Consider the following 10,303-nt stretch of genomic DNA (forward strand, 5'->3'; position numbering starts at 1 on the left):
ACAGTCGTGAAAGGAAAATACTGGCTAAAAAGTGGTTAAAAAGTCTTTGGAAAAAGGAAGGGCTGATTTTGACAAAAACAGGCAGATAGGCTTATAATAGGGAGTACTAAAATCGGGAAGAGGAAATGAATCATGAACAAGGGTAAAGGAAAAGACCACAAATTAAAATTGCTAGCAGCATATTATAAGCCGTATAAAGGCCTGTTTTTTGCTGATTTATTTTTTGCGATCCTGGGGTGCAGCCGTAACGCTTGTAATCCCTTTGCTGGTAAGGTACATTATGACCTCTATCGGTTCTATGCCTGTTGCACAGGCGCAGAAGACCATCTTATATATTGGCCTTGGTATGCTGGCTCTAATTCTTGTGCAGCTGGGAAGCAGATATTTTATCACCTATTATGGTCATATGATGGGAGCCTATATCGAACATGATATGCGTAATGAGATCTTCAGTCACTATCAGAAGCTTTCCTTTGCATTTTACGATAATCAGAAAGTAGGCCATCTTCTTTCCAGGATCACCAGCGATCTTTTTGATATTAGTGAGCTGCTGCATCATGGACCGGAGGATATTATTATTTCCGTGATCAAATTGTTTGGCGCATTGATCATTTTGATGAATGTGAACTGGAAAATGGCACTTCTTTGTTTCCTGGTTGTATTGGTGATGCTTATTTATGCTCTTATATATAACCGTAAGATGAAAACTGCTTTTAAAGAAAACCGTGTGCGTATCGGGGATATTAACAGCCAGATCGAAGACAGCCTGGCTGGGATCCGGGTGGTAAAGTCTTTTGGAAATGAGAAACGTGAGATTGAGAAATTCAAAAAAGGAAATGAAAGATTTGTAGAGGCAAAAAGCGTATCATATCGTTATATGGCAGGATATCATGCCGGAATGGATGCGTTTACTACTTTGATCACAGTTGTAGCACTGGTTTCCGGATCCATGTTTTTGGCTGAGGGAAGTCTTTTGGCAGCAGACCTTGTTACCTTCCTGCTTTATATCAACAATTTTACGGAGCCGGTTACAAAGCTTGTGAATTTTACAGAACAATTCCAGAATGGATACAGTGGATATGACCGTTTCCTTGAAATGATGTCCATTGCGCCGGATATTGAGGACAGACCGGATGCTCAGCCCCTTGCACATGCGAAAGGGGATATACGGTTTGAGGATGTATCCTTTCATTATGAGGATCATAAGGAGAGTGTTCTTTCTCACGTGAATCTGGAGGTGAAGCCTGGAGAGTATGTAGCATTAGTTGGTTCTTCCGGAGCAGGAAAAACCACTTTGTGCAGTCTGATCCCCAGATTTTATGATGTTTCAGGTGGTGCTATTTACCTGGATGGAAAGGACATCCGCAACATCCGCCTGAAAGATCTGAGAAATAATATTGGTATTGTACAGCAGGATGTTTATCTTTTTGCAGGAACAGTCCTGGATAATATCCGCTATGGAAGACCGGATGCGTCAGATGAAGAAGTGATCCGTGCTGCTAAGGCTGCCAATGCACATGATTTTATTATGGAAATGGACAATAATTATTATACAGATATAGGGCAGAGAGGAGTGAAGCTTTCCGGCGGGCAAAAGCAAAGACTGTCAATTGCCAGGGCATTTCTGAAAAATCCACCCATTCTTATTTTTGATGAAGCAACTTCAGCTTTGGATAATGAAAGTGAGAAGGTGGTGCAGGATTCGCTGGAACGGCTGGCAAAAGACAGGACTACATTTGTGATCGCACACAGGCTGTCAACGATCCGGAATGCAAGAAGGATCCTTGTGCTCACTGAGGATGGGATCGCAGAAGAAGGCACCCATAAGGAACTGATGGAAAAGAATGGTGTTTATGCAAAGCTTTGCAGAGCCGGATTATAAAGGAGGTTTGGCACATGAAAGAGATTTGTACCAAGGACGCAGTGGGCAGTGTGTTGTGTCACGATATTACTCAGATCATTAAAGACGAAAAAAAAGGAGTTCTGTTTAAAAAAGGCCATGTGATCCGGGAAGAGGATATTCCCCTTCTTCTTTCAGTGGGAAAAGAGCATTTATTTGTCTGGGAGAAAAAAGAAGGGATCCTTCACGAAAATGAGGCTGCCAAGATCCTATATCAGATATGTGCAGGAGAGCATATGCACGGAACAGAAGTAAGTGAGGGAAAGATCGAGCTGATCGCAGATATAGACGGAGTGCTGAAGATCCGAAGGGATGCACTTCTGGCAGTAAACAGCCAGGGGGAAATGATGATCGCATCAAGACATGGAGATTTTCCAGTGAAGAAAGGCGACAAGATTGCAGGAACCAGGATCATCCCGCTTGTGATCCAGCAGGAAAAAATGGATAAAGCCTGTAAAGCGGCAGGAGCAGATCCGATTTTTTCTATTCTTCCTTACAAAACTATGAAAGTAGGGATTGTAACTACAGGAAGTGAAGTGAAAAAGGGCCTGATAAAGGATACCTTTACACCGGTGCTGGTAGAAAAATTAAAAGAATACTCCATGGAAGTTATGGGTCAGACTATGCCAGGAGATGATAAAACTCAGATCACAGAGGATATCCTTCAGTTCATAAAGGACGGGGCAGATATGGTACTTTGCAGCGGCGGGATGAGCGTAGATCCGGATGACCGCACACCAGGCGGGATCCGGGATACAGGAGCCAGGATCGTAACTTATGGTGCACCTGTGCTTCCTGGAGCTATGCTTCTGGTCTCCTATTATGAGAAAGACGGAAAATGTATTCCTGTGATCGGACTGCCGGGCTGCGTGATGTATGCAAAACGAACGGTTTTTGATCTTGTACTTCCAAGACTGGCAGCAGGAGATGAGATCCATGAAGAGGAAGTGGCTGCGTATGGAGAGGGCGGACTTTGCCTGAATTGTAAGGTCTGCACCTTTCCGGCCTGTGGGTTTGGCAAATGATCCGTTTTCGCACACAGGTGTACAGGCTTACATCATCCAAAATCCCTGAAGGGAAAAAACTGAAAGCAGCTTTTCTTACAGACCTGCATGGCAGAGAATTCGGTCCGGGTAATCAGGCACTGTTGGAAGAGATACGCAGGCAGCAGCCAGATCTTGTTTTGTGTGCAGGGGATATGATCGTGCGTACATTATCCCAGTCCATTTTTGTGGCAAGGGAGCTTCTTTTGAAGCTTTCAGAAGAATTTCCGGTTTATATGGCTCTGGGCAATCATGAATGCAGGATGAAGCTTCAGCCGGAGACCGCGCGGATCTATACGGATTATGAAGAGGAACTGGTAAAAGGCGGCATAAAGATCCTTCACAATGAAAGGAAGGATCTTAAGATAGGGGACATCCCGTTGACTATTTACGGACTGGAGCTCCCTATGGAGTATTATCATAAGCCGGATTCACCAACGCTGACCTGTGCACAGATCAAGAATTTACTGGGCTCAGGTGATCCATCCAGGCTGAATATTCTTCTGGCCCACAATCCCAAATACGGAAAAGCTTATTTCTCCTGGAATGCAGATCTGACTCTTTGCGGTCATTATCATGGGGGGATTTTAAGGCTGTCCAGGCATCATGGTCTGACCAGTCCTCAGTATCTGCTGTTTCCGCCATTTTGCTGTGGGGATTTTGAAAAAGAAGGAAAATATATTCTGGTAAGTGCAGGGCTGGGGGAGCATACCATTCCTGTGCGGATCCATAATCCAAGGGAGCTTCTGATCATTGAACTGGAAGGCACAGGATCTTAAAACATTTGTAATATGCAAAGCCACCCTTTACAATCCCATGCAGAACATGTAAAATGAAACACCGGGAGAACGATACGAATGGCTATTTCTGTAAAGTTAAATGTGTTTGAAGGACCACTGGATCTGCTCCTTCACCTGATCGATAAAAATAAAATAGACATCTATGATATTCCTATCGTGGAGATCACAGATCAGTACATGGAATATATCCATGCTATGGAAAAAGAAGATCTGGGTGTTATGAGCGAGTTTATGGTCATGGCAGCCACACTTCTGGATATTAAATGCAGGATGCTTCTTCCAAAGGAAGTCAATGAAGATGGCGAGGAAGAGGATCCAAGAGCAGAACTGGTTCAGAAGCTTCTTGAATACAAAATGTACAAATATATGTCCTATGAGCTTCGTGATAAGATGGACGATGCAGAAGGGATTTATTACAAAAAACCTACGGTTCCAAAGGAAGTGCTGCAGTACAGAGAGCCTGTGGATCCGTCTGCTCTTCTTGAGGGACTGACCCTGGAAAAGCTGAATGAGATCTACAAGTCCATCATACGGAAACAGGATGACAGGATCGATCCTATCCGAAGCAAGTTTGGAACTATTGAGAAGGAAGAGGTCAGCCTTTCCGACAAAATGCTTCAGATGAAGGATTTTGCAAAAAGCCACAGGAAGTTCAGCTTCAGGCAGCTATTGGAAAGGCAGTGCTCCAGAGTGCAGGTGATCGTTACTTTCCTTTCTGTGCTGGAGCTTATGAAGATGGGACATATCCATGTGGTGCAGGAAGAATTATTTGACGATATTCAGATCGATGTTGTAACAGATCCTGATACATGGAAGAATTTGACGGAATTTGCGGAGGATGCATAAGCAGCTTCTGCATAAATGGAACATAGAAGAGGTTAGTAAGTGGAGATCAAGACAATGGAAGCAGCGATCGAGGCCATACTTTTCACAATGGGAGATTCTGTAGAGTTAACACAGATCGCAAAAGCAGTAGAGCAGGATAAAGAGACAACAAGAAAGGTGATCCATCATATGATGGACCGATACCGGGAAGAAGACAGGGGGATTCAGATCATTGAACTGGGAGACTCCTTTCAGATGTGCACCAAAAAAGAATATTACGGGAATCTGATACGGATCGCCATGCAGCCTAAGAAACCATCCCTTACAGATGTAATGCTGGAAACCCTTTCCATTATTGCATACAAGCAGCCGATCACAAAGGCAGAGATCGAGAAGATCCGCGGTGTGAAAAGCGACCATGCAGTGAACAAGCTGGTGGAATATTCCCTTGTAAAGGAACTGGGGCGTCTGGATGCACCGGGAAGACCGATTTTGTTTGGTACAACAGAGGAATTTTTGCGTACCTTTGGTGTTCAGGGACTGGAAGAACTGCCTTCTCTTGACCCTGTAAAGCTGGAAGATTTTAAGGCAGAAGCAGAAGAGGAAGTACAGCTTCGGCTGGATGTGTAAAGGGAGATGAACAAATGCCAACCACATATGCACATGATCTGTTTGGAAAAATGGTTTACAGGCAGCTGCCTGCATCTTTGCAGCAGCTGATCCGGGAAAACGGAGAATTATACAGGATCGGTGTTCACGGGCCGGATATCCTGTTTTATTTTATGGTTACGCCGAATCCGGTAACAGCGAAAGGCATTTCCATGCACCGGCAGAAGGCTGCCGGTTTTTTTGAGGCAGGGATGAAAAAAGTAAGAGAGACAGACAGTCATGCACTGTTTGCATATATGATGGGGTTTGGCTGCCATTATCTTCTGGATTCTGTTTGCCATCCCTATGTGAATCAGGTGGATGACTCCGGAGCTCTGCGTCACAGCACCCTGGAAACAGAATTTGACAGATATCTGATGGAAAAAACAGGTAAAAATCCCTATGCATATTATCCTTCTTGCGGGATTGTACCTGATATCCGTTATGCAAAGGTGATCCATCAGGCGATTCCTCAGGTAAGCAGCAGTAATATTTGCATTTCCATGAAAATGATGAAATATTTTACAAATCTTATGGTCTGTGATGACGGAGGCAGGCGAAGAAAATGGATCGGGCGTATCTTAAGGCTGGGCGGAAAGAATTTCCAGGAGGATATGCTGGGACATTTTATGACTCCTGCACCTGTAAAGGAAAGTCAAATACCTGTGAGACAGCTGGAAGAATACTTCCGTAAGGCTTTGCTGGCAGCTCCCAAAGATCTGATGGAATTATACAGCCTGGCCCTTATGCCTGGCAGTCTGTCTGAACGATGGGATAAAACATATAACGGTTAAGGTATATTCAGGACATGCCTGCATATGATTATTATAAAATCAGGTATCTGGATCCGTGTATCCGGATATCAGGCTGCGGGGTGTCAGATGAAAGGAAACCTGAAAAAGACAGCAGTGCGCTGGTGCCTGCTGCTTCTTGTAACTGTTCATATTCCGGCATATGGAAAAAGCCAAGTTACGGAGGTTCAGGTGGATCCCGCTAATCTGGTGGATCTGGTAGAAAACAGTGAGCCGGGAGAGCCGGGAAGCCTCTATTCCCTGTCAGCCGTGCTGATGGATGGAGATTCCGGCAGGATCCTTTATCAGAAGGACGGAGAAGTACCAAGACCAAATGCAAGTACAACAAAGGTGCTTACCTGTATTCTGGCACTGGAAAACGGATCCGGAGATGATTATGTAAGTATTTCAAAAAATGCCGCTTCCGAGATCAGCCGGAGGTAAGGCTGAACCTGCGTGAAGGGGGAACAGTATTACCTGGAAGATCTTTTATATTCTCGGATGCTGAAAAGCCATAACTGATACGGCGGTGGGGGGTGCAGAGCATATCGGCGGCAGTGTGGAAGGCTTCGGCCGACATGATGAATGCAAAGGCAAAAGAGATCGGATGCAAGGATACTTATTTTATTACACCAAATGGTCTGGATGCTTCCGATGCAGGCGGAGTACATCATACCACGGCTGAAGATCTGGCCAGGATCATGAATTATGCTATTTCCAATCCGGTATTTCTTAAAATCACCCAGACAAGGGATTATTCTTTTTCAGATTTAAGCGGCAAAAGACATTTTTCCCTGCTGAGTAATGCAAATGCATTTCTTGATATGGAAGAAGGAGTGCTTTCGGGAAAAACAGGATTTACCGGCAATGCAGGATATTGTTACGTGTGTGCCTGTGAGAACCAGGAAAGGACATTTATCATTGCCCTTCTTGGATGCGGCTGGCCTGGTAATAAAAATTACAAATGGCAGGATGCAAAAAAGCTTCTGAAATACGGGGAAACCTGTTTCAGATATGAAAAATACTGGAAAGAGCTTAAGATCCCAAGGCTTTCTGTTGAAAACGGAACCACTGGGGGGCAGCAGGCCGGGAACAAAAAAAAGGCATGGATCCAGGGAAAACTAAAGGCTAAAGAAACAGAGAAAAAGAAAAAGAGTACTGGTTCGTACCGGCGAGAAGGTTAGCTGCAGGCTGAAGCTGGGAAAGGAGCTTCAGGTGCTCCTGTGCAAAAGGGACAGAAGATCGGAGAAGTGAGATACCTGCTTGGGGATGGGCAAACTTCCGGCTGCTTATCCCGTTGTTGCAGATAAGAATGTGGAACGGATCAGTTATTTCTGGTGTGTGGATCAGGTGTTTCATTTATTTTTTCATAGCTGAAACAAAAAAGAAAGAAGAAAAAGTATGGGAAAGGAGCTTTTGCCGAAAGATTCCCGAAAGGGAACTTTTTGCAAGGCTCTTTTTTGCTGTTTCAGTATAAAAAGACTTGAAAAAAAGGTTGAAAAATTGTACAATTACAATCGGCAGATTTTTTGGTTATACTTTTAAATTTTTATAAAACGGAGGGCAAATAAGAATGAGTAATGCAACACAAAGCTTAGCAGGCAAAAGAATTACTTCTTTGCTTGATGCAAACAGTTTTGTTGAGATCGGCCAAAGTGTGACAGCCAGAAGCACTGATTTCAACTTAGCTGAAAAAAAAGCACCTTCTGACGGAGTTATTACCGGATATGGTGTCATTGACGGGAATCTGGTTTATGTATACAGCCAGGATGTATCCGTATTAAACGGTACAGTTGGCGAGATGCATGCCAAGAAGATCACCAGACTTTATGACCTTGCCATGAAGACAGGCGCACCGGTGATCGGCCTGATCGACTGTGCAGGACTTCGTCTTCAGGAAGCTACTGATGCACTGGAGGCCTTTGGAGAGATCTACTTCGAGCAGACTCCGGCATCCGGAGTGATTCCTCAGGTTACAGGTATTTTCGGTACCTGCGGTGGAGGTATGGCTGTTGTTCCGGCACTCACCGATTTTACATTTATAGAGAGCAAAAAAGGAAAAATGTTTGTGAATTCCCCAAATGCACTGGCAGGCAATCACATTGACAAATGTGATACATCTGATGCTGCATTCCAGAGCAGTTGAGACAAGGATCCGATCGACGGAGTTGGCACCGAAGATGAGATCCTTGAGAAGATCCGTGAACTGATTTCATACCTGCCGTCTAACAATGAAGATTCTGATGCATATATGGAGTGCACAGACGATCTGAACCGTGTATGTGATGATATTGCTAACTGCACAGGAGATACAGCCATTGCACTTTCAAGGATCGCTGACAATGAGCAGTTCTTCGAGATCAAACCAGACTTCGGCAAAGATATTGCAGCAGGATTTATCCGCCTGAACGGAGCTACTGTAGGTGCTGTTGCCAACAGAAGCGAGATCTATGATGCACAGGACAACAAGTCCGAAGAGTTAGACGGAAGCCTTTCCGCAAAGAGCGCAAGAAAAGCAGCAGATTTTGTGAAATTCTGCGATGCTTTCCAGATCCCTGTACTGACCAATGTAACAGGCTTTAAAGCAGACAAATGCAACGAGAGAACTCTTGCAGCTTCCCTTGGACAGCTGGTACATGCTTTTGCAGATGCACCTGTACCCAAGGTTAATGTGATCATCGGCAAAGCATTCGGAAGTGCTTATACAGTGATGAACAGCAAAGCCCTTGGAGCAGATATGGTTTATGCATGGGAAGATGCACAGATCGGTATGATGGACGCATCCCTGGCAGCCAAGATCATGTATGCAGGTGCAGATGCTGCTACATTGAATGAGAAGGCAGCTCAGTACAAAGAACTTCAGTCCAGCGTTGAGTCTGCTGCACAGAGAGGATATGTAGATACCATTATCAGCCCTGCAGACACAAGAAAATATGTGATTGGTGCATTTGAGATGCTTTTCACAAAGAGAAGCACGTCCGTCCAAGAAACACACAACGGTCTAAGTGAGGTGGAGCATATGAAAGGTATTTTTAAGAAGGTATCCTGCTTCTGCGCTTCGATCTTATGTGCGGCAGCCCTTGTACTGGGTACAGCCGGAGCTGTATGGGCAGATGTGGATGATACGCTGAAGCAGCAGATGATCACAACTGCAGAAGGCCTGACCCAGACCATTGTCCAGCTGACAGATGATCAGGTAGAGGCTTATTCCAAGTCCAGTGACAGCTTTACTACCAGTGCTATGACAGCATGGGCTGGTGCAAAGGATGAGCTTGGAACCATGAAAGAGGATCAGAAGGATGCCGGAGAGACAGATTTCTCTGAGGCAAATGGTGAGTATACCATTACTGTTCCTGTAGCATTTGAGAAATCAGATGCAAAGTTTGTATATGTGTTTGATGAGTCTGGTGCTCCTACATCTGTAAATGTGGACATCCAGTATTCAATGAGTGATACACTGAAAAGAGCTGCAATGAATACAGTGATGGGTCTTGCTACCGTATTCGCTGTTCTGTTTTTCCTGATGTTTGTGATCTGGCTGTTCCGTTTTATTCCCAATGGCAGCAAGAAGAAAACAGAAGCACCGGCTCAGGCTCCTGCACCGGCACCAGTAGCAGCACCTGTTGTTGAAGAAACAGCAGATGACGGTGAACTGGTTGCAGTGATCGCAGCTGCTATTGCAGCAGCAGAGGGCACCAGCACAGATAGTTTTGTTGTACGTTCTATCCGCAAAGTGAATCGTAAGAAATGGTAAATAACAGGAGGATTTCAAAATGAAAAATTATACAATCACAGTTAATGGAACTGCATATGATGTAACCGTAGAAGAGAATGGAAGTGCAGCACCGGCAGCAGCTCCAAGAGCAGCAGCACCGGCACCGAAGGCAGCTCCTGCACCAAAGGCAGCACCGGCACCGAAAGCAGCAGCTGCAGGCGCAGGTTCCGTAAAGGTAGCAGCACAGGTTCCTGGAAAAGTATTAAAGATCGTTGCATCTGTAGGACAGGCTGTTAAATCCGGTGACAGCATTGTGATCGTTGAGTCCATGAAGATGGAGATTCCGGTAGTAGCTCCACAGGACGGAACTGTTGCAAGTATTGATGTGGCAGAAGGTGCCTCTGTTGAAAATGGAGATACCCTTGCAACATTAAACTAAGTCGGGAGGTATTCAGATGTCTTATGTAACAGATACTTTGTCCAACCTGCTTCACCAGACAGCATTTTTTAATCTGACATGGGGCAATTACCTGATGATCGTGGTTGCATGCGTATTCCTTTATCTGGCTATTGCAAAGGGA

At 44.8% G+C, this 10,303-nt stretch carries 9 protein-coding genes and 3 pseudogenes; all 12 read left to right on the plus strand.

Annotation, left to right across the window (positions count from 1 at the left end):
• Nucleotides 1-132: 132 nt before the first annotated feature.
• Nucleotides 133-1,882: pseudogene (locus R1Y93_RS01460) on the plus strand (ABC transporter ATP-binding protein).
• Nucleotides 1,883-1,896: 14 nt separating this feature from the next.
• Nucleotides 1,897-2,925 carry a molybdopterin-binding protein gene (locus R1Y93_RS01465; RefSeq protein WP_500821366.1) on the plus strand — a complete coding sequence of 343 codons (1,029 nt, stop codon included), beginning with the start codon at nucleotides 1,897-1,899 and terminating at the stop codon, nucleotides 2,923-2,925.
• On the plus strand, nucleotides 2,922-3,722 hold the full coding sequence (locus R1Y93_RS01470; RefSeq protein ID WP_500821367.1) for a metallophosphoesterase: 801 nt from the start codon (nucleotides 2,922-2,924) through the stop codon (nucleotides 3,720-3,722). The genes R1Y93_RS01465 and R1Y93_RS01470 overlap by 4 nt, the downstream gene beginning before the upstream one ends.
• Before the next feature lie 78 nt (nucleotides 3,723-3,800).
• Nucleotides 3,801-4,589, plus strand: coding sequence for a segregation and condensation protein A (locus R1Y93_RS01475; RefSeq protein ID WP_500821368.1), 789 nt, complete (start codon nucleotides 3,801-3,803; stop codon nucleotides 4,587-4,589).
• A gap of 39 nt (nucleotides 4,590-4,628) precedes the next feature.
• A complete protein-coding gene (gene scpB, locus R1Y93_RS01480) occupies nucleotides 4,629-5,198 on the plus strand; it encodes an SMC-Scp complex subunit ScpB (RefSeq protein ID WP_500821369.1) in 570 nt (189 codons plus the stop codon).
• 14 nt (nucleotides 5,199-5,212) lie between these two features.
• Nucleotides 5,213-6,010, plus strand: a complete 798-nt coding sequence (locus R1Y93_RS01485; protein WP_500821370.1) for a zinc dependent phospholipase C family protein — start codon at nucleotides 5,213-5,215, stop codon at nucleotides 6,008-6,010.
• Nucleotides 6,011-6,034: 24 nt separating this feature from the next.
• Nucleotides 6,035-6,451, plus strand: coding sequence for a hypothetical protein (locus R1Y93_RS01490; protein ID WP_500821372.1), 417 nt, complete (start codon nucleotides 6,035-6,037; stop codon nucleotides 6,449-6,451).
• A 134-nt stretch (nucleotides 6,452-6,585) separates the two neighbouring features.
• On the plus strand, nucleotides 6,586-7,191 hold the full coding sequence (locus R1Y93_RS01495) for a D-alanyl-D-alanine carboxypeptidase family protein (RefSeq protein WP_500821373.1): 606 nt from the start codon (nucleotides 6,586-6,588) through the stop codon (nucleotides 7,189-7,191).
• A gap of 389 nt (nucleotides 7,192-7,580) precedes the next feature.
• Nucleotides 7,581-9,012, plus strand: a pseudogene (locus tag R1Y93_RS01500) (acyl-CoA carboxylase subunit beta).
• Between the two features lie 467 nt (nucleotides 9,013-9,479).
• The gene (locus R1Y93_RS01505; RefSeq protein WP_500821374.1) at nucleotides 9,480-9,761 is read left to right on the plus strand and encodes an OadG family protein; all 282 of its coding nucleotides are present in this window, start codon (nucleotides 9,480-9,482) and stop codon (nucleotides 9,759-9,761) included.
• A 19-nt stretch (nucleotides 9,762-9,780) separates the two neighbouring features.
• Nucleotides 9,781-10,161, plus strand: coding sequence for a biotin/lipoyl-binding carrier protein (locus R1Y93_RS01510; protein WP_368189319.1), 381 nt, complete (start codon nucleotides 9,781-9,783; stop codon nucleotides 10,159-10,161).
• A 16-nt stretch (nucleotides 10,162-10,177) separates the two neighbouring features.
• A pseudogene (locus tag R1Y93_RS01515) lies at nucleotides 10,178-10,303 on the plus strand (glutaconyl-CoA decarboxylase subunit beta); the annotation flags it as partial.

Source organism: Blautia sp. HA3515, assembly GCF_059933065.1.

Excerpts from the sequence above, each read along its gene's own strand:
- R1Y93_RS01465 (WP_500821366.1), top strand. The coding sequence starts at position 1,897 with ATGAAAGAGATTTGTACCAAGGACGCAGTGGGCAGTGTGTTGTGTCAC.
- R1Y93_RS01470 (WP_500821367.1), top strand. The coding sequence starts at position 2,922 with ATGATCCGTTTTCGCACACAGGTGTACAGGCTTACATCATCCAAAATC.
- R1Y93_RS01475 (WP_500821368.1), top strand. The coding sequence starts at position 3,801 with ATGGCTATTTCTGTAAAGTTAAATGTGTTTGAAGGACCACTGGATCTG.
- R1Y93_RS01485 (WP_500821370.1), top strand. The coding sequence starts at position 5,213 with ATGCCAACCACATATGCACATGATCTGTTTGGAAAAATGGTTTACAGG.
- R1Y93_RS01490 (WP_500821372.1), top strand. The coding sequence starts at position 6,035 with ATGATTATTATAAAATCAGGTATCTGGATCCGTGTATCCGGATATCAG.
- R1Y93_RS01495 (WP_500821373.1), top strand. The coding sequence starts at position 6,586 with ATGATGAATGCAAAGGCAAAAGAGATCGGATGCAAGGATACTTATTTT.
- R1Y93_RS01505 (WP_500821374.1), top strand. The coding sequence starts at position 9,480 with ATGAATACAGTGATGGGTCTTGCTACCGTATTCGCTGTTCTGTTTTTC.
- R1Y93_RS01510 (WP_368189319.1), top strand. The coding sequence starts at position 9,781 with ATGAAAAATTATACAATCACAGTTAATGGAACTGCATATGATGTAACC.